Annotated in this window: 16 protein-coding genes; 3 read left to right on the forward strand and 13 right to left on the reverse strand. The window is 75.7% G+C overall.

From position 1 onward, the window contains the following. Positions 1 to 30 precede the first annotated feature (30 nt). The 7 genes from AB0N04_RS32060 to AB0N04_RS32090 all read right to left on the reverse strand — a co-directional run bounded on the left by AB0N04_RS32060 (position 31) and on the right by AB0N04_RS32090 (position 9,642). Positions 31 to 786 (reverse strand): methyltransferase domain-containing protein, encoded by a 756-nt coding sequence (locus tag AB0N04_RS32060; RefSeq protein WP_360215290.1) that lies wholly within the window; start codon positions 784 to 786, stop codon positions 31 to 33. Positions 787 to 789: 3 nt separating this feature from the next. Beyond that, the gene (locus tag AB0N04_RS32065; RefSeq protein WP_360215287.1) at positions 790 to 1,557 is read right to left on the reverse strand and encodes an SDR family oxidoreductase; all 768 of its coding nucleotides are present in this window, start codon (positions 1,555 to 1,557) and stop codon (positions 790 to 792) included. After that, positions 1,554 to 2,453, reverse strand: a complete 900-nt coding sequence (locus tag AB0N04_RS32070; protein ID WP_360215284.1) for a TauD/TfdA family dioxygenase — start codon at positions 2,451 to 2,453, stop codon at positions 1,554 to 1,556. The genes AB0N04_RS32065 and AB0N04_RS32070 overlap by 4 nt, the downstream gene beginning before the upstream one ends. Before the next feature lie 18 nt (positions 2,454 to 2,471). Beyond that, positions 2,472 to 3,743: an aminotransferase class III-fold pyridoxal phosphate-dependent enzyme gene (locus AB0N04_RS32075; protein WP_360215281.1), complete on the reverse strand. Its 1,272-nt coding sequence runs from the start codon at positions 3,741 to 3,743 to the stop codon at positions 2,472 to 2,474. 163 nt (positions 3,744 to 3,906) lie between these two features. Beyond that, positions 3,907 to 8,250, reverse strand: coding sequence for an amino acid adenylation domain-containing protein (locus tag AB0N04_RS32080; protein WP_360215278.1), 4,344 nt, complete (start codon positions 8,248 to 8,250; stop codon positions 3,907 to 3,909). Beyond that, positions 8,247 to 8,834: a DUF6309 family protein gene (locus tag AB0N04_RS32085; protein ID WP_360215275.1), complete on the reverse strand. Its 588-nt coding sequence runs from the start codon at positions 8,832 to 8,834 to the stop codon at positions 8,247 to 8,249. The genes AB0N04_RS32080 and AB0N04_RS32085 overlap by 4 nt, the downstream gene beginning before the upstream one ends. A gap of 10 nt (positions 8,835 to 8,844) precedes the next feature. Then, the gene (locus AB0N04_RS32090; RefSeq protein ID WP_360215272.1) at positions 8,845 to 9,642 is read right to left on the reverse strand and encodes a phytanoyl-CoA dioxygenase family protein; all 798 of its coding nucleotides are present in this window, start codon (positions 9,640 to 9,642) and stop codon (positions 8,845 to 8,847) included. A gap of 365 nt (positions 9,643 to 10,007) precedes the next feature. Here AB0N04_RS32090 and AB0N04_RS32095 point away from each other — a divergent pair, with 365 nt between their 5' ends. The 3 genes from AB0N04_RS32095 (at position 10,008) to AB0N04_RS32105 (ending at position 11,854) form a co-directional block, all read left to right on the forward strand. Continuing rightward, positions 10,008 to 10,691, forward strand: coding sequence for a TetR/AcrR family transcriptional regulator (locus tag AB0N04_RS32095; protein WP_360215269.1), 684 nt, complete (start codon positions 10,008 to 10,010; stop codon positions 10,689 to 10,691). 156 nt (positions 10,692 to 10,847) lie between these two features. After that, complete coding sequence (locus AB0N04_RS32100) at positions 10,848 to 11,042, forward strand: DUF1918 domain-containing protein (RefSeq protein WP_360215266.1); 195 nt, start codon at positions 10,848 to 10,850, stop codon at positions 11,040 to 11,042. Positions 11,043 to 11,092: 50 nt separating this feature from the next. Beyond that, on the forward strand, positions 11,093 to 11,854 hold the full coding sequence (locus AB0N04_RS32105) for a DedA family protein (protein WP_363365630.1): 762 nt from the start codon (positions 11,093 to 11,095) through the stop codon (positions 11,852 to 11,854). A 21-nt stretch (positions 11,855 to 11,875) separates the two neighbouring features. Here AB0N04_RS32105 and AB0N04_RS32110 read toward each other — a convergent pair whose 3' ends face one another. From AB0N04_RS32110 to AB0N04_RS32135, 6 genes are all read right to left on the reverse strand, one after another. Then, a complete protein-coding gene (locus tag AB0N04_RS32110) occupies positions 11,876 to 12,616 on the reverse strand; it encodes a PIG-L deacetylase family protein (protein WP_360215260.1) in 741 nt (246 codons plus the stop codon). Positions 12,617 to 12,979: 363 nt separating this feature from the next. After that, complete coding sequence (locus AB0N04_RS32115; protein WP_360215257.1) at positions 12,980 to 14,215, reverse strand: MFS transporter; 1,236 nt, start codon at positions 14,213 to 14,215, stop codon at positions 12,980 to 12,982. Positions 14,216 to 14,220: 5 nt separating this feature from the next. Then, entirely contained in the window at positions 14,221 to 14,868 is a 648-nt protein-coding gene (locus tag AB0N04_RS32120; protein ID WP_360215254.1) for a GNAT family N-acetyltransferase, read from the reverse strand. Continuing rightward, on the reverse strand, positions 14,865 to 16,103 hold the full coding sequence (locus tag AB0N04_RS32125; RefSeq protein ID WP_360215296.1) for a type III PLP-dependent enzyme: 1,239 nt from the start codon (positions 16,101 to 16,103) through the stop codon (positions 14,865 to 14,867). The genes AB0N04_RS32120 and AB0N04_RS32125 overlap by 4 nt, the downstream gene beginning before the upstream one ends. Before the next feature lie 166 nt (positions 16,104 to 16,269). Continuing rightward, positions 16,270 to 17,583 (reverse strand): DUF6271 family protein, encoded by a 1,314-nt coding sequence (locus AB0N04_RS32130; protein WP_360215251.1) that lies wholly within the window; start codon positions 17,581 to 17,583, stop codon positions 16,270 to 16,272. Beyond that, a complete protein-coding gene (locus tag AB0N04_RS32135; protein ID WP_360215248.1) occupies positions 17,565 to 18,674 on the reverse strand; it encodes a phytanoyl-CoA dioxygenase family protein in 1,110 nt (369 codons plus the stop codon). The genes AB0N04_RS32130 and AB0N04_RS32135 overlap by 19 nt, the downstream gene beginning before the upstream one ends. Positions 18,675 to 19,067 lie beyond the last annotated feature (393 nt).

Here is a 19,067-nt window from a genome sequence, read left to right on the forward strand (position 1 = left end):
GGCCCCTGAGCGGCCGCGGGCCGCGCCCGCTCAGGGGCCGGGACCCGGCGCGGCCTCCCGGTGGCGCCAGCGGACCGGGTCGACGGGCGTGGAGGGCCTGGCCGCTCGGACCGGGGGCCGGTACCCGCCGCAGGAGAGGACCAGCCGCTCGTTGTCCCCGGGCTGGAACTCGTAGGCCGTCCGTTCCAGGCGGCTCGGGATCCCGGCGTCGGCGAGCTGCGAGCGCAGCCGCTCCAGCGGACCGTAGCGGCGGCCGGTGTCGTACACCATGACCGGGAAGAGCCGGACCTCGCGGCGGGCGACCCGGGCCAGCTCCAGCAGGGACGCCAGGTGGAACGCCTCGTCCAGCCGGTTGCCGTACGAGAAGAGCAGGTGCGAGCTGAGCACGAGGTCGAAGGAGTCGTCGGCGAAGGGCAGGTCGGGCAGCGATCCGGCGACGTAGCGCTCCGGGCGGGCGGCGATGTCGGCCCGGAAGGCGCGGGCGTTGCCGATCCACTGCTCGGTCAGGCGGTCGGGGTGGCCGTACCAGCTCCAGACGAACGCCGCCGCCTCCCGCAGCAGCGCCGGGTGCTTGTGACGGGTCTCCCGCTCGACGAGGGCGCCGAGTTCGGCCCGGTGGCGGGCGTACTCGCGGTCGACGGCCACCGCGTCGACGCCGCGCCCGCCGGCCTCGGCGACGAAGCTCCCGGCGCCGCCCGGGCAGTCCAGGACGCTCCCGACGAGGTCCCGGGCGGTGAGCCCGAACATCGCCCGGTACTCGGCGAAGGAGCGTGCGCTGACCAGCACGGTTCAGCCCCTTCCGACGTACGGCATGGTGGTGGGCAGGACGGTCAGGGAGTGGACGTTGGTGTCCAGGGGCATCGAGGCCATCAGCAGCACCGCCTCGGTGAACCGCTCCACCGGGATGGTCGGCTCCACCGCCGTCCGCCCGTCGGCCTGCAGGGCGGCCGGCTGGGGTCCGCCGTCGAACGGGGCGACGTTGCCGACGTCGATCTGGCCGACGGCGATGTCGTGGGCCCGGCCGTCCAGCGACAGCACCCGGGTGAGGCCCAGGAGGGCGTGCTTGGCGGCCGTGTAGGCGGCCGAGTGGGGGCGGGGCACGTGCGCGGAGGGCGCGCCGTTGTTGATGATCCGCCCGCCCTGCGGGGTCTGGGTGCTCATCACCCGGAAGGCCTCGCGGGCGCAGAGGAAGCCGCCGGTGACGATGGTGTCCAGCACCCGGTTCCAGTCGGCGAGCGGGGTCTCGGTGACGGGCCGGCGCGGAGCCGCGGCGCCGGCGTTGTTGAACAGCAGGTCGAGCCGGCCGAACCGCTCGCGGACGGCGTCGAACAGGGCGGCGACCTCCTGCGGGTTGCGGACGTCGGTCGGGAAGGCCAGCACCCGGCCCGGGTCGACCGGCGCGAGGGCTGCGGTCTCCTCGAGCGCGTCCTTGCGCCGGCCGGCCACCGCCACCGACCAGCCGGCGCCGAGCAGGGCCAGCGCGGCGGCCCGGCCGAGCCCGCTGCCGCCGCCGGTGACGATGGCGATCCGGCCGTCCGGTGTCCGTGCGGCGGTCATGACGCCTCCGTGTTCATCCAGATCCGCAGCATCCGCCGGGCGTTCGGTCCCGGCTCGTCCACGTAGGGTGAACGGCCGTGCAGCACGCGGCTGTTGCGGATGATCAGCAGGTCGCCCGCGGCCATCGGCAGGCCGAAGGCGATCTCCGGGCGGTAGAGCACCTCGTCCAGCACGCCGAGCGCCTCCCACTGACGGTCCGTCAGCGGTGGTCCGCCGCGGTCCGGCGAGGAGCGGACGGTGCGGGTCTGGTAGTAGCAGCCGACGGTGCCGTCCTTCTGCGCGAAGAGGATCGGGGAGACCACGACCTGGGGGCCCGCCCGCCCGGTCCGGTCGAAGGTCCAGTCCTCGGCGAGGGTGGCGAGGGCGTCCGGCCGCTCCCGCGCGATCAGGTCGTGGACGTGCCGCGCGCTCGCCAGCTTGGTCGCCCCCCCGCCGTGGAAGGCGGGTCGGAGGCAGAACAGGACGAGCAGGTCGCAGGTGTCGCAGTGGAAGCCGAGCTCGGTGTTCCCGTCGCCGTCCTGGTCGCTCAGCACCTGGGTGAGGTCGCCGCGGCCGTTCTGCGGGACGATCTCGCCGAAGTCGCTCAGCAGGAAGGACAGTGCGGCCGTGACCTCCGCCTCCGGCTCCTCCGGGTCCAACAGCCCGCGGACGTGGGCGAGGCCGACGGAGCGGGTGGCGCCGTCGACGAAGGCGCGCAGCCGGGCCCGGACGGGCTCCGCCGGGCCCCAGCGGCGGGCCCGCGCGTCGGCCCGGAGCAACCGCCGTTCCCGGTCGTCCGGCGCGAGCGACCAGAGCACCCGCCGGGCATCCAACTCGGCACTCTCCCAACCGATCTCGGCCACCCGGCCGGCCCCGGCCACCGTGCCGGCGTCCGGCGTCGTGTCGTCGTGGTCCATGTGCACACCGTCCCTCCGCTACCGGGCGTCCGCCACCGCGACCGCCTTGGACCACAGCGCCAGCGCCTCGTCGATCTGATCGGCCGTGACCACCAGCGCCGGCACCATCCGCACCACGTTGAGGTGGACGCCGCAGGTCAGCAGCAGCAGGCCGAGGTCGGCCGCCGCCTGCTGGGCCCGCCGCGCGGTGTCCGGGTCCGGCGAGCCGTCCGGGTGGCAGAACTCGCTGCCGGCCATCAGCCCCAGCCCCCGGACGTCGGCGACGGCCGGGGCTCCGGCGGCGACCGCCCGCAGGCCGTCGAGCAGACGCGGGCCGAGCTCGGCGGCGTTGTCGACGAGGCGCTCGTCCCGGATGACGTCCAGCGTGGCGAGCGCGGCGGCGCAGGCCACCGGGTTCCCGCCGTACGTGCCGCCCTGCGAGCCCGGCCGGGCCCGGCGCATCAGCGCGGTCGACGCGGCGACCGCCGACAGCGGGAAGCCGCTGGCCAGGCCCTTGGCGGTGATCAGGACGTCCGGCACCACGCCCTCGTGGTGCAGGTGGGCCCAGAACCGGCCGGTGCGGCCGAAGCCGGTCTGGATCTCGTCCACCACGAGCAGGATGCCGTGCCGGTCGGCACGCTCGCGCAGCCCCGCCAGGAACCCGGCCGGCGCGGGCACGTAGCCGCCCTCCCCCAGCACCGGCTCGACGAACATCGCCGCCGTCTCGTCCGGGTCGGAGACGGTGGCGAGCACCTGGTCCAGCCCGCGCAGGGCGTGGGCCACCGCCTCCTCCTCGCCCAGGCCGAGGTCCAGCCGGAGGCGGAAGGCGTTCGGGAAGGGCGCCACCGCGACACCGGGCATCACCGGGCCGATGCCCGCGCGGAAGCGGGTGCCGGCCGTGCTGAGCGCCGCCGCGCCCATCGTCCGGCCGTGGAAGGAGCCCTCGAAGACGATCACGTTCTGCCGCCCGGTGGCGTGCCGGGCGAGCCGCAGCGCGGCCTCCACCGCCTCGGTGCCGGCCGTGGCGTAGAACAGCGCGTCCAGACCGGGCGGCAGCACCTCGCCCAGCCGGCCGGTGAGGGCGAGCAGGGGGTCGTGCAGCACGGTGGTGTACTGGCCGTGGATCAGCCGGCCGGCCTGCTCGCGGACCGCCTCGACCACCCGCGGGTGGCAGTGGCCGGTGCTGGTCACCCCCACGCCGGAGGTGAAGTCGAGGTAGCGGCGGCCGTCCGCGTCGAAGAGGTGGAGGCCCTCGCCGCGGGTCGCGACGACGGGGGTGGCTTGCTTGAGCACCGGGGAGAGCTGGGACACGCGGTCCGCCTTCCGTGGTCGGGGGGTGGGTCTCGGTCGGTCGCGGATGGTCCGCGGGGTGCGTCGTCGGGTGCGTGCGCGGAGCGGGCGGGGGGCGCGGGAGCGGGCGGGGGGCGCGGGAGCGGGTTGGTGGGCGCGGGAGCGGGTCGGTGGCTCGGGGCGGTCAGTGGCGCGCGGGGGCGGGCGGCAGGTAGCCGGCGCCGGCCGCCCAGGTGAGCGCGGCCGACCACCACTGCGGGGTCGGCGCCGCGAACCGGACTCCCAACCGCGCCAGCACCGAGGTGGTGTACGCGCTGTCCACCAGGACGTTGCGCTCCTCCTGCAGCGCCCACGCGGCGGCCAGTCCGGCGGCCGTCGGGTGGTCGCGCTCGGCGCGGGCGATCGCCGCCGCGAAGGTCGCGTCGTCGGCGAGCCGGACGGCGTGGCCGTGGGCGGCGAGCCAGCGGACGAGGTCGTCGTGCGGCGTCTCGTGCGGCGTCTCCACGTGGTAGGCGCCGGGCGGCGCGGACGGGTCCAGCGCGATCGCGGCGATCCCGGCAGCCACGGTGTCCACGTACGAGAACCCGAAGGCGGTGTGCGGCCGGCGCGGGGCGACCCCGGCCAGCAGGTAGCCGCGGACGAGCTGGTAGATCCGGTTGTCGCCGACGTTGGCCTGGAAGGCGCCGGTGCCGCTGTGCGCCGCGATGTGCCCGCTGCGGTACAGGTAGGCGGACCGGCCGCCGGCCGCCCAGGCCCGGACGGTCTGCTCCGCGGCGAACTTGCTCCGCTCGTAGGGGGTGCGGAAGTGCTGGCCGATCCGCAGGTCCGCCTCGCTGAACCGGCGCGGCGGGCCGTCCACGCCGCCCGCGACGGCCAGCGTGGAGACGTGGTGCAGCCGGGCCGTCGGGGCGTGCTCGTCGACCCAGTCGAGCAGTCGGCGCACCGCCGTGTGGTTGGTCCGCTCCAGCTCGTCGGGCGAGGCGACCAGCCGGACGTCGGCGGCCGCGTGCACCACGACCTGCGCCCGCCGCGCCCGCGCCAGCCCGGCCGGGGACAGTCCCAGCCCTTCCCCGTCGATGTCCCCGGCGACGGCCCGGACGGCATCCGGCAGGCCGCCCAGCCGGCGCGCGGCGTCGGCGTCGTCGGCGGCCCGCACCAGGCAGGTGACCTGGGCACCGCGGTGGTGCAGGGCGTCCACCAGGTGCCGCCCCAGGTAGCCGGTGGCGCCGGTGAGCAGCACCCGGACGGGCTCGCGGACCACCAACGGGCCGGGCGCCGCGGGCCGGGCGGGCGGGGCCACCGGGGCGCCCGCGTGGAGCGGTTGGCCGGAGGTCGACAGCGGGCACCGCACCGGCGGTGCGGGCCGCGCCCCGGCCTCGGTGGCCACGGCGGCGGCGAACCCCGCGACGATCCGCTCCGCCTCCGGGTGCGGCAGCGCGGGCCACCCGTACACCAGGTCGGCGACCAGCCGGCGCTCCACCACCCGTGCGGTGAGCCGCAGTTCGTAGAGCGGGTCACCACCGGTGCAGCGCGCCACCCCGGCCTGCTCGTCGGCGACGGTCCAGTCCAGCGCCGGCTCGTCGGGCAGCCGGAAGGTACCGAGGAAGTTGAACCCGGCGGCCGGGCGGTCGCCGGGCGCGTCCATGGGCCGCACGGGTGCCCGGCGCAGCCGCTCGGCCACCGCCGCCGGGCCCGCCGACGGGTCCACCTCCAGCCGTTTGACGGCGGTGAACCAGCCCACGGTGTCCAGGAACTCGCCCTGGTCCCCGGCGGTGTCGCGGCCGTGCGTCTCCACCTCGACGGCGAGCCGTGACCGCGCACCGCGGCCCGGGACGGCCGCGGCGAAGGCGGTCAGCAGGAGGGCTTCCAGTCCGGCGCCCCCGCCGTGCCGGGCGACCAGCCGGGCGGTGCCCGCCTCGTCGAGCGCCCAGCCGACGGCCGCCGGCCGCGCGCGGACCGGGGCGGCCGGGGACGGGGGCCGGGCGGGCGGGCGCCGGACGGGCGGGGCGCCGGAAGGCGGTTCGTCCGCCGGGGCGGGCACGGCGGCGGCCCACCGGTAGAAGTCCGGGGCCGGCGGCAGGGCGGTCGGCTCACCGTCGAGCGCCGCCCGGTAGGCGTGGGCGAGGTCGTCCAGCAGGATCCGCCAGGAGAGGCCGTCCACCACCAGGTGGTGCGCGATCAGGGCGAGCCGGTCGTCGGTGCCGGGCGGGCCGGTGAACAGGTGGGCGCGCAGCAGCCGGCCGGCCGCGGGGTCGATGCCGCGGTGGAGTTCGGTGCAGACCCCGGCGATGGTTCCCGCGAGGGTCCCGGCGAGGGGGTCGGCGGTAGGCCCGTCGACCGGGCCCGGCGGGCCCGGGAGCCGGGAGAAGGTGAGCGGGTCGAGGTCGGCCACCGGCCGGGGCTCGCCGTAGCCCTGCGGGCCGACCGGCCGGCGCAGCGCCGGGTGCCGTTCCAGGACCGCCCCGAGGGCCGCCGACAGCGCGCGCGGGTCGACGGCCTTCCGGCAGCGCAGCAGGACGGACTGGTTCCAGTGCCGCAGGTCGTCGACGGCACTCTGGCGGTACAACCACCGCTGGGCCGGGGCGAGTCGGGCCCCCCGGTCGCCGGGCGGCGCGGCGCCCGCGTCCGGCGGCGTGACCGGGGTCGCCGGCGTGCCCGGGGTCGGTGGTGCGGCCGGAGCCGGCGGTGCGGCCGCGGCGACCGCCGCCAGGCCGTGCGCCGTCGGGTGCCGGTAGAAGTCCTCGTAGTGCACCCGCAGGCCCCGGCGGCGCAGCAGGGCGACGGTGCGCATGGCGAGGATGGAGTCCCCGCCGAGGCCCCGCACGTCGCTGTGCGGCCCGACCGCGGGCAGGCCCAGCGCGCCCGCCCAGAAGGCGGCGATCGAGCGGGCCAGGCCGTCGTCCTCTCCCGTGGTGGTCCCCGACTCGGCGCGCCGGCCGACCAGTTCGCCCACCAGCTCGGCCAGGCGGGCCCGGTCGAGCTTGCCGTTCGGCCCGAGCGGGAACGCGGGCAGCACCAGGATCGGCCGGGGCACCGAGTAGCCGGGCAGCCGGTCGCGCAGGTGGGCGTCCAGCCCCTCCGGGCCGGGGCCGCGCCCCGACAGGCTCACCGCGCCGACGAGTTGGTTCCCGAGCACGGTCTCCCGGACCAGCGCGGCCGACCGGGCCACCCCGGGGAACCCGTCCATGGCCCGTTCGACCTCGGCGAGGTCGACCCGGTAGCCGCGGACCTTCACCTGGCGGTCCACCCGGCCGACGAAGACCAGGCTGCCGTCCGGGCGGCGCCGGCACAGGTCGCCGGTGCGGTAGCGGAGCTCACCGCCGTGCCAGACGAAGCTGCGCGCCGTCTCGGCGGGCCGGCCGAAGTACCCGGCGCTGACGCCGCGTCCGCCGATCAGCAGCTCCCCCACCCCGCCGTCGGCCACCGGCCGCCCGTCGCCGTCCAGCAGGGTGAGCAGCACCTCGCCGATCGCGGTGCCGATCGGGACGGTCGGCTCGTCGGCGGGCAGCTGGCGGGCCTCGGTGGCCAGGAGGCAGGTGGCTCCGACGGTCGTCTCGGTCGGCCCGTAGTGGTTGGCCAGCCGCGCGGTGGCGCCGGTGTCGAGCAGGGCGGCGGCCAGCGGGCGCGGCAGCGCCTCCCCGCCGAGCAGCACGGTGTGCAGCGGCGGGGCGTCGGCCGGGCGGCCCTCCAGCAGCGCGGTCAGGTGCGAGGGCGTGGTCTTCAGCACGGTCACCCCGGCGCGGTTCAGGGACGCCCAACAGGCCTCGGGGTCGCGCACCTCGGCGTCCGGCACGACGTGCACCGAGCCGCCGACGGCCAGCGCGAGCAGCCAGGCGGTGTGGCCCAGGTCGGCGGCGAGGGTGGTGACGTGCGCGGTGCACGGGGCGTCGGCCTCGGTGTAGCCGAGCCGCCCGGCCAGCGCCTGCGCGTAGTGGACGGCGTTGCCGTGGGTGACGGCCACGGCCTTGGGCTCGCCGCTCGACCCGGAGGTGAAGGAGAGGTACGCCGGGTCGTCGCCCTGCCCGGCGGGTCCGGAGGCAGCGGGGCCGGTACCGGTACCGGGGCCCGCGGCGGCTTCGGCGGCGGCCGCCCGTGCGCCGGGCGGCCCTTCCGCGTCCAGCACCTCCACCGGCCGCTCCGCCCCGCAGCGGGCGTCCGGCTCGGTGCCGAGCACCCGGGTGACCCGGACGGCCGCCAGCCGTCGGGCGAGGTCGGCCGCCGACCACTGCGGGTCGACGGGCACCGCGGCCGCGCCCGAGCGCAGCACGCCGTACAGCAGCACCAGCATCCGGGCGTCCCGGGGCCCGAGCAGGGCGATCCGGTCCCCCGGCCCGGTGCCGGAGGCGGTCAGCCGGGCGGCGATCCGGCCCGCCGCGGCGTCGAGGGTGCGGTAGTCGAGGGCGCGGACGCCGTCGGTGAGGGCGGTCCGCACCGGGTGGACCCGGGCGTGGTGCGACAGGAGCTCGGACAGCGACCGGGCGGCCCGCGGGGGCCGCGCCGGCCGGACGTGCTGCGTCGCGGAGGTCACGCCGACTCGTCCCCCGTCCGCGCGGCCCGGGCCGCCCGGGGTGTCCGGGCCTCCGGCGCCACGAGCAGGGGGTCCCCCGCGAGGTACCCGTCCAGCCGGGCCCGGCCGGGCAGTCGCCCGGCCAGCTCCCAGGCCAGCATGCGGTGCAGGCCGTCGATGTGGATCAGTCCCTCCCGGACCAGCAGGTCCGTGTAGTCGGTGTGGTCGACCGGGCCGGTGCTGAGGTAGACCGGAGTGAACGGGGACCACCGGAGCAGCCGCAGCTTGGCCGCGCAGACCGGGTTCGCCCCGGACCAGTCGGCCCCGCCGGCGCGGATCCGCTCGGCCGCCTCGCCCACCGTCAGGCCGGAGCGGGGGACGAGTTCGCGCTCGCCGCCCTCGCTCAGGTGCCAGGGCAGGACGACGCCGAGGACGTCCGCCCGCGAGAGCCGGACGCGCCACCAGCCGCCGGGGATCCGGTCGGCGCGTTCGAGGTTCTCCTCGCCGGCCGGGTTGCTGTTGGCCTCGTGGGCGCGCTCCACCGGGTGGTCCCGCAGGTAGGCGTCGTGGACCTCGGGGTAGGCGACGGCGGTGACGATCTCCACGCGGTCCTCCTCAGACGGTTCCGGTGTACTCGGTGAAGTGCCGTTCCGCGAACAGCTCCGGCCACTGGGCGCCCGCCAGCCCCAGTTCGCGGGCCCGGGCGAGCATCTGGCGCCAGTACGGCTTCACCGGGCGCCAGCGCGCGCCGACCTGGCAGTAGGACGCGTCGATGAAGTAGCGGGGACTGCCGAGCCCTTCGGGCGCCGGTCTGCGGGTGTGGAGCAGGGCCGAGTCGAGCAGCACGGTGGAGCCCGCGGGCAGCCGGTCGATGACCACCTCCCCGGCCAGTTCGCGGGTGCCGTGGTGGGCGAAGGACGCCTTGCCGACGACGCGGCGGTGCGAGCCGGGCAGCACCGCCAGACTGCCGACCTTCTCGTCCAGCCCGCCGAGGTAGTGCAGCGCGTGGACCATCAGCAGCGACGGGTCGGAGCGGTCGTTGGGCTCGCGGTCGTGGTGCCAGGGCTTGCCGGGGATCCCCGGCGCCTGGCGGTCGCTGTGCAGGTGGTGGAAGACGAAGGACGGGCCGATCAGGCCGGTCAGGGTGCGCAACAGCGGCGGGTGGGTGAGGAGCCGGCCGTGGGCGGGCAGTTCCAGTTCGAGCAGCGGGGGCGCCGCGCGCCCGGTCGGGTCGGCGCAGGCGGCGATCGAGTCGGCGCGCAGTCCCTCGTCGACCCAGCGGTCGACCTCGGGGACGAGCCGCGAGCGGAGCGGCTCCGGCAGCAGGCCGGGCAGGACCAGGTAGCCGGACTCGAGGAACCGACGGCGCTGCGCGCCGGAGGGGGCCTCACGCCCCGGGGAGGACGGCGTCACCGAGCGGACCCCCTCCTTCCGGACGACGGGACGCACAACCGGGCACGGTCGATCGGACCTGAACGGGTTCGGTGGGTCGCACGGGACCATCCAGACCTCGGGTGGCGACGGAGACGTCCGTCGTCGCCACAGCTGACACACGGGTCACCACGAAGAGACACGAGTTGATCACGCAAAGTAGTCCGCGTGAGGAGTATGAACCGGCCTTCGCGTCCACGACAAGACCACGGCCGACCCGTGGACACCTTCCCGCCACCGTGCCGTTCAGCTCCGGCCACCGGTCGACCCGCTCCCCACGGGGCACTCGGGGGCGCCACCGCACCGGTGATTGGCCGCCGGAACAGCGGATACGGCAGAGTGACGTCATGAGCGCCGACACCAGGAGTCACCAGACGGCCGGCCGCGGCCCCGTGGTCCGACGGCGACCGGTCCAGCAGCGCAGCCAGGAGCGGTACGGCCGGATCCTGGACGCCTGCGCCGGACTGCTCGACGAGGTCGGCGCCACAGCGCTCACCACCAAGGAGGTGGCGCAGCGCGCCCAGGTGCCGATCGGCACCCTCTACCAGTTCTTCGCCGGCAAGGAGGACCTGCTGGCGGCGCTCGCCACCCGCAACCTCGACCAGTACCTCCAGCGGCTCGACGGCCGGCTCGCGGGCGCCGCCCCGCTCGGCCCGGCCGGGTTCACCGACCTCGCGGTGGACGAGTTCGTCGCCATGAAGCGCACGGTGCGCGGCTTCGGCCAGGTCGACTTCGGCCTCGCCGACGCCGGACCGGCCCTCCCCGCCTGGGTCCACGACGACCAGCACCTGCTCGACGCGGGCGTGGACAACAACACCGCCGTCGCGCTGCGCCTGCAGGCGCTCGGCGGGGACCTGTTCGCGGCGGCCGACCCGGCGGCGCTCACCCTGGCCCTGCGGGTCGCCCTGGAGGCCGCCGACGCGGTGCTCAAACTGGCCTTCCGCAGCGACCCGGACGGCGATCCGGCCCTGATCGCCGAGTGCAAGCGGCTGGTGCGCTGCTACCTCACCGAGCAGCCGCCCGCCCGCTGAACCGGCCCCGGGCCCGCCACCGGGCCCCGCCGGCAGCGCACCCGCCGCCCCCGACCCGCCCGCCCGAGGCGTTGCGAGCCCGCCGCCGCGGCAGCACAGTGGAAACCGTGGACCGGAACGGCCGCGCGGCGGCCGCCACGACCCGAGGAGCAGACCATGCACGCAGCGGTAGGTGACCAGCTCCACATCCACAGCAGGTCGGTGGGCATGGTGGACCAGAAGGGCGAGATCGTCGAGGTGCGCGGCGCCGACGGCCAACCGCCGTACGTGGTCCGCTTCGAGGACGGACACCAGGGCCTGATCTACCCCGGCCCGGACTGCAACATCGAGCCGCGCGCGACGAACCGCTGACCGACACCCCCACCGCCCCGCACCCCACCGGGACGAGGTGGTGAGGAGCGGTGTCCGCCGCCACGACCCCGCTGCCCGGGGCGCTCGCCGGGCTCGCGCCACTGCTGGACCACTACGGGTACCTCGCGGTGGCGCTGCTCGTGCTGCTCGACAACTGCGGCATCCCGGTGCCCGGGCAGACCATCCTCGTGCTCGCCTCGGTGTACGCCGGGACGGGCCACCTGAACTTCGCCGCCGTCCTGCTGATCGCCGTCGTCGCCGCCACCGTCGGCAACAGCCTGGGCTACCTGATCGGCCGCACCGGCGGGCGCGCCTTCGTCCACCGCTGGGGCCGCTACGTGCTGCTCACCCCGGAGCGGATGGAGCGGGCGGACGGCTTCTTCGCCCGGCACGGCGCCAAGGTCGTCACGGTGGCCCGCTTCGTGGACGGGCTGCGCCAGACCAACGGCATCATCGCGGGCACGACGGAGATGCCCTGGCGCCGGTTCCAGCCGTTCAACGTGCTCGGCGCGGTGCTGTGGGTGGGCGTCTGGGGCACCTTCGGCTACCTGGCCGGGGCCAACATCGGCACCGTCTACCGGACGGCGATCCGCTACCAGCTCTGGTTCGCCGTCGGCCTCGGGCTGCTGGTGGCGGCCTTCCTGCTCCGGCAGGTGCTGCGCTACCGGCGCCGGCGCGCGGAGGACGGCGGTGCCGACGGGAACCCCGCCGGCACCGAGCCGGGCGGCGCCACCGGCACCACCTCCGACACCACCACCGGGGACGACACCGCCACCGGGCACGACACCGAACCCGGCCCCGACCGCGACTGAACGGGCCGGCCGCCCGCGCGCCTACCGCAGCGGGAACACCTCGAACGGCACCGCGAACCGCACCCCCAGCCGGCTGCCGGCGCCGCGTCCGAAGCCCTCCAGGAACTCGCGCGCGTCCGCCATCGCCCCGCCCAACCCGGCCAGGTACGCCTTGTGCTCCTCCAGCGAGGCGACGCCCAGGTCGAAGTGGTCGGTGGTGTCCACCGCGTGCCGCGCCTCGGGCGAGCCCGCCGCCCACACCTGCCGCACCCCGTTCCACGGCTCGTGGCCCTCGTCGAGCAGCTCGCGGAACACCCACCGGTTGCCGGCGTCGCGCACCGCGTCCAGGGTGGCGCGTCCGACCGCGATGTGGTCGGCCTGGTTGAGGAACACCCCGCCGTAGGTCTCCCGGAAGTTGCTGGTGATCACCACGTCGGGCCGGTGCCGGCGCACCGCCCGGGCGATGTCCCGGCGCAGCGGCAGCCCGTACTCGAGGACCCCGTCCGGGTGGCCGAGGAACTCGACCGTGTCGACGCCGACGACCCGCGCCGAGGCGATCTGCTCGGCCTCGCGCAGCGGACCGCACTCCTCGGGGCTCATCGAGTCGATGCCGGCCTCGCCGCTGGTGACCATCACGTAGACGACCTTCTTGCCCTGCGAGGTCCAGCGCGCGACGGCCGCGGCGCCGCCGTACTCCATGTCGTCCGGGTGGGCCACGACGGCCAGTGCCGTGGTCCAGTCCTCGTCGACGGGGAGGTAGGGCTCGGGGGCCTGCTCGGTCATGGTGCTGTCGCCTCTCGCTCCGTGCATCACAGTCGTACGGTCGTGCCGCAGGCGACTCTAGAAGACCCCCGGCGTCGACGCACCGTCAGACACCGTTCCGGCCCGCGGCCTTGCCCCGGGGCCGGTCCGGCGGACGACCCGCCGCCCCGCGGAGGAGTGCCGCCCCGGACGCCGGGAGCGTCCGGGCGGGCCGCCCGACGGGACGGGCTCGCCCGGCACGTCCGCGACGGGGGCGCGGAGGTGCCGGGCGAGGGTCGGGTGCGGGCGGGTGACCGGGTGGTCCCGCCCCGGCGGAGGGGGCTCGCCCGGAACGCCGCGACGGGGGAGGGCGCGGCGTGCCGGCGAGGGTCGGGGGTGCGGGCGTCAGGCCGGGCCGGCCGCGAGGTCGGCGCCGGGCCCGGTGCGGGGCTCCGGGGCCGGCCAGCCGATGCGCAGGGCGCAGAGCGAGACGATCGCGGCGGAGGCGGCGACGGCGGCCATGCCCCAGACCAGACTGGTGGCGTCGGCGATGAAGCCGATCACGGCCGGGCCGGCGAGCAGTCCGGTGGTGCCCATCGCGGCGACCAGGGAGAGCGCGTCGGAGCCCTGGCGGGCCGCGGCGACGTAGACGCAGGGCGTGACGGCCGCGACGCCCAGGCCGACGCAGGCGAAGCCGAGCAGGGTCGGGACGACGCCGCCGACGAGCAGGGCGAGGGCCAGTCCGGCGCCGGCCAGCAGGCTGCCGGTCCGGACGATCCGGCCGTCGCCGAACCGGGTCCGCCAGCCGTCGGCGAAGATCCGGGCGAGCACCATCATCACCGAGACCACCGCGATGCCCATCGGGGCGAGCCCGGCGCCGGCGTCCACGACGTCCTTGAGGTAGAGCGCGGACCAGTCGTTCATGGCGCCCTCGGTGACGGTGCCGAAGACCATGGCCAGCCCCATCCAGAGGGTGGCCGCGACGGGCAGGGCGAAGCGGCGCCGCGCCTTCCGCCCCGCGGGCGCCGGCTCCGCAGCCTTCGCCTCGTCCGTCTTCGCCTCGTCGGCGTCCGCCTCGTCGGCGAGCAGCCCGGGCCGGGCGGCGACGACCAGGACGGCGAGCAGGGCGGCGGCGACACCGAAGTGCGCGAGCAGGCCGTCGGTGACGGCGGTGACGCCGGAGGCCAGCAGCGCGGCCAGCAGCGAGCCGGCGCTGAAGGTGGCGTGCAGCCGGGACATCGTGGTCCGCCGGTACCTGGCCTCGAGCGCCGCGCCCTGGGCGTTCATCGCCACGTTCAGGCAGCCCACCGCGACGCCGTCGCAGAACAGCACCAGGAGGGTGAGCGGGTAGTCGGGCACCACGGACAGGGCGAGCAGGACGGCGCCGAGGGCGAGCGCGGACAGCACCGACAGCAGGCGCGAACCGACCCGCCGCATCAGCACCGCGACCAGCGGGAAGGACACCGCCGCGCCGACCCCGCAGGTCATCAGCAGCAGGCCGATCTGGGCCTCGCCGAGGTCGAGCCGGGCCTTGAGCGCGGGGATCCGGGAGACCCAGCTCGCGTACTGGAATCCGAGCAGGAGGAACAGGGCGCCGATGGCCAGTTGGGACCGGCGGAAGGCGTCTCGATCGGGGGACATGTGCATCAGCCCACTTCGGCTCTGGGTGGGGACCCGGGGGACGGTTCGGTGGAGCGCGCCGGCGGCCGGGGCACGCCCGGGACGGGCGCCGGGGAGGGGACCGGGGCGGCGGCAGGGACGGGCGCCGGGGCGGCGGGGAGCACCGCGGGGGCCGCGACCGGGCCGAGCGGCATCGCCATGTAGACGGCCTGCGGCCCGTAGCTCTCGGGCAGGTCGACCTCGGGCCGCGCCCGGTAGCCCAGCGGGCCCCACACCACCTGCGCGCCGCCGACGGCGACCAGCGAGACGGTGCGGTAGCCGGCCGCGCGGGCGGTCTCCTCCAGGTGGCGCAGCAGCCGGTGGCCGAGGCCCCGGCCGCGCAGCTCCTCGGCGACGACCAGGTCGTGGGCGTGCATGTTGGTGGCGCGCACGCCGCCCGCCTCGCTCCGGCTGAGGTCCGGGCACCGGAACAGCGGGTAGGGCAGGGCGAGCAGGTACCCGCCGAAGCCGCCGGCGTGCTCCAGCACGAAGCAGGTGTCGGGTGAGGCCCGGTGCCGGGACTGCAGGGCGGCGCGCCCCTCGGAGAGACCGCTGGCGGCGTAGGCGCGCTCCTCGAGCGCGACCAGGCCGTCCCAGTCGCCCTCCCGGAGCAGCCGGATCCTGACGTCGTTCATGCCGCGCCCCCGTCCCGGCCGACCGTTCCGGCCACGGCGCCGGTCACGCCGGGGCCGTCCGCACCGCCCGTGCCGTCCGCCGGGTCCGTCCGGCCCACGCAGACGTAGGGCAGCGGCTCGAAGCCGTTGAACCCGCGAGTGGTGTAGGCGGTGGCGTACGCCCCGCAGGAGTGGATCCAGACCGGGTCGCCGGAGGCGATCGCGCGCGGGACGCGGACCAGTCCGCCGTCCCGGGTGTAGGCGTCGTCGCTGTCGCAGGTCGGCCCGGCGACGACGGCGTTGACGAACTGGCCACCGGGGTGGGTGGGGAACTCCAGGCGGTACTGCAGCTCGTCCATCTCGTAGAGGCCGTTGAACTTGCCGCAGCTCAGGTAGAGCCAGTCCTCACGGGTGCCGTCGAGCTGGCGGCGGGAGGAGAGCCGCGCGACGTGGGCGCGGATGGCCCCGTGGTCGGCGACCAGGTGGCGGCCGGGTTCCAGCAGGAACTCCAGCGGTGCGGCGTTGACGGTGCGCAGCCGCTCCATGCCCTCGCGGATCACCGCGAACATCTTGTCCAGCGGCGGCTCCAGCGGTCGCCCGTGCCGGTCGAGGACGCCGAGGGCGGGCAGGCCGCCGCCGAGGTTGATCCGCTGCGGGGTGATGCCGCGCCAGTTGAGCGCCTCCAGGACGGCGGCGAGCGAGTCGACGGCGGCGCCCCAGGCCTCGGCGGTCATCTGCTGGGAGCCCACGTGGACGGAGAGCCCGGACGGGACGAGCCCGGCCGTGCGGGCCGCGTCCAGGACGCGCAGAGCGTCCTCCGGCGAGCAGCCGAACTTGCGGCTCAGGCCCCACAGGGCGCCGTCGCCGGTGGTGGCGATCCGGCAGAACACCCGGGAGCCGGGGGCGTGTTCGGCGATCGCGGCGACGTCCTCCAGGCTGTCGGTGGCGAAGTCGCGCACGCCCAGCCGGTACGCCTCGGCGATGTTGCGGTCGGACTTGATGGTGTTGCCGTAGTGGATCCGCTCGGGGCCGACCCCGGCGCGCAGCGCCTGGGCGATCTCCTGCGGGCTGGCCGCGTCGAAGCCGGAGCCGAGCGCGGCGAGGCCGGCGAGCACCTCGTCGACCGGGCAGGCCTTCATGGCGAACCGGACGTCGACGCCGGGGAGTTCACGGACGAGGGCGGCGTACTGGCGCCCGATGCCGTCGAGGTCGTAGACGATCCGGTCGTCGGTGGCGGCGGCGAGGGCGGCGCGGATCGCCGTCCGGTCGTGCGCGGCCGGGTCGGGTGCGGGGCCGGCGAGTTCGCCGGCGTGGTGGGCGGTGGTGTGGTGCGCGGGGGCGCGGTGGGCGGCCGCCTGGCGGTGGCCGGCGCTCTGGCAGTGGGTGGTGCTCTGGGATATCACGGATGGGCTCCCGGTCCGGCTACCGCGGCAGCCGCTCGGCGGGGGTGGTCCTGCTCGCCCGGGTCAGCGGGCCCCACGCGTCGATCAGCAGCGCGAAGTCCTCGATGTCCGCCTGCGCCTCGTCGAGCAGGCGTGCCCGCTGGGGCGCCAGGTGGTCGGCGAACTCGGCGTACTTGCCGCCCAGTCGCCGGTAGCAGCGGTCGAGTTCGTCGAGCCGCCGGTGGTTCTCCGCGCGGTCCGTCGCGGCGCTGCGGCGGGCGGAGTCGGCGATGGCGTCGGCGCGCACGTGGTGCGCCTCGTCGAGGAGGGCGTCGCCGGCCGCCTCCATGTCGAAGTAGACCGGGTAGAGGTAGAGCATGGAGAGCAGGAACTTGGCGTAGCGCAGCTGGTAGGCGGTGAAGCCGGCGCCGGTGCGGCGTTCCGGGGTGTAGTAGTTGACGATGTGCCGGTTGTGGACGACGCCGGGCAGGGTGGCGTCCCGGACGAGGTGCAGCAGGAAGTAATCGCTGCCGATGGTGTCGGTGGCGGGCGGCAGCGGGACGCGTTCGTAGACCTCGTGGTCGATGGCGACGTTGCACATGTCGATCCGCCAGATGTCGGGCAGGTCGAGCACGGCGCGGTCACCGCCGAACGGTTCGGTGCCGCCGCCGGTGAAGGACTCGGCGACGAGCTCGCGCCGCTCCTCCTCGCTCGCACCGGTGGGCGCCCAGAGCGCGACGACCCGGTGGTAGGCCTGCGGGTCGAGGTCACGGATCTCGGCGAGGTCGACGGAGAGTTCACCGACGAAGGAGCCGCCGACCAGGGCCACGGGCTTGTCCGCGTGCGCCGGGTCGAGGGTGTGGTCGGTGACGGCGGCGGCCGCGTCGGCGGCCTTCAGGCCGAGTGCGGCCAGTTCCGGGACGATCGGGAACACCGGTTCGCCGTCGAGGAGTTGGTAGTGGCTGTCGGAGTCGCGGCGGTGCACGGAGGTGCAGCCGAGGGCGGCGGCGAGCAGGAAGGCGCGGTTGGTGCAGGCGCCGTAGGAGACGGCGTCGGGCAGCATGAGGTCGAGCAGCCGCTCGGGGCCGGCGGCGCCGGAGCGCTCGATCACGTCGCGCAGGAAGGCGCGTTGGGCGTCCTCGTCGAGGTGGTGGACGGTCACCCGCTCGACGGCGGGCAGGGCGGCGACGGCCTCGGCGTGCCGGCGGAAGACGGCCGGGTCGGCGGAGTCCAGGACCAGCAGGTGCACGCGGACGTCGAACCGCGCCGCGGCGAAGGCGGCTTCGGCGCCGATCGCGGCGATGGTGGCCGCGCACTCGCGGTTGGTGGGCAGGGTCAGGCAGACGGTTCGCATTCGGGCTCCCCCGTGGACGTGGCGGGCTGGTGCGCGGCGGGATCCTGCTCCGCCGGCGCCGGGTCCGCGCTCGCGCGGCCGTGCCAGGAGCGCAGGCCGAGCAGCTTCTCGCCGAGTTCGGTGAGCCGGGCCGGCCCGTACCGCAGCGACTCGTGCCTGACCGGGTCGCCGACCAGGGTGCGGTTCCAGTCCGGGGTGGCGAGGGTGCGCCAGGACTCCACCCGGGAGCGGCGCATCTGCTCGGCCTCCTCCAGCGCGGGCATCATGGACAGGTACTGCACGGCCCGCACGCCGTTCTCGGAGGTGTTGCGGGCGACTCCGTGGGCCAGCAGGCCGTTCCAGATCAGCAGGTCGCCGGCGGCCAACTCGGGCCGCACCACCGGGAACTCGGTGCGGTCGACGTCCGGGCGGATCGGGTCGCGGTCGGCCGGCTGGGCGGCCTGCCACTCGTTGAACCGGCGGAACAGCTCCGGGTTGCACTGGAAGCCGCCGTGGTCGGGGCGGGTGTCGTCGAGCGCGATGATGCCCTGGACGCGCTGGGGCAGCATGCCCTGGGTGGTGTCGACGTCCCAGTGCAGCTCGATGTCGAAACCCTTGTCGGTGGGCTCGATGAGTGCGCGGTCGCGGTTGCGGACGTTCGGCGGGTTGAGGTTGAGCCGGTCGAGGGTGACCCACAGCTCCTCGCAGTCCCAGACGTCGACGAAGGCGTCGTAGACGCGGCGGGTCTGCCGGCTGTCCCAGATCAGCTGGTGGTGGTAGGCCTCGACGAAGCCGTAGATGTGCAGGTGCTGGTCGAGTTCGTCCCGGTAGTCGCGCTCGCGGTACCAGTCCTCGGGGCGGTCGGGCGAGAGGCCCTGGAACTCCCAGGCGAACTCCAGCAGGCGCCGCGCGGCCTCGGCCGGGACGGCCTGCTTGACCACGACGTAGCCGTAGGTCTGCCAGAACGCGAAGTCCTCTTCGGAGAGCACCCGCAGCGGGTGCTTCTTGCGGACCTCGCGCAGCGCGGTCCGCGCGAGGTAGCTCTCCCCGTCCTCACTGAAGTAGGGGCGCTCCGAGGCGGCTCGGTGCAGATACCCGTCAGGGCTCGGCATGGGCAGTCACTCCATGGTTCGTAGTCGACGCAGCGCCCCTCGGGCGCAGAGTGCGGGTACGGCGGGCCGACGGCCCGTCACCGGCCGCACGCGGAATTCGACCCACGAACGCGTGCCGATCCGCAAACGCTCCGTCCCTTCCGGGGCCCGGTCGCGGGCTTCGCCGAAAGGGGCCAACTCGCAAGTCCGGCAGGCGTGCTCACCCCGTCTCAGCCTTTTGCCGAACCGCGCTCCCCATACGTTGGACTAGACCAACTAATGGTGTCAACCCTCGATCGGCGGTTACCAACGGGGAAATCCACGCAGCTCATGACGACCCTCGGGAGCGCTTTATGTTTCGGGAGCCGACATAAGCCGGGATATGTTTCCGGAATTGACATAACCGTCGGTGAA

This window comes from Kitasatospora sp. NPDC051702, assembly GCF_040681575.1.
Classification (GTDB): Bacteria; Actinomycetota; Actinomycetes; order Streptomycetales; family Streptomycetaceae; genus Kitasatospora.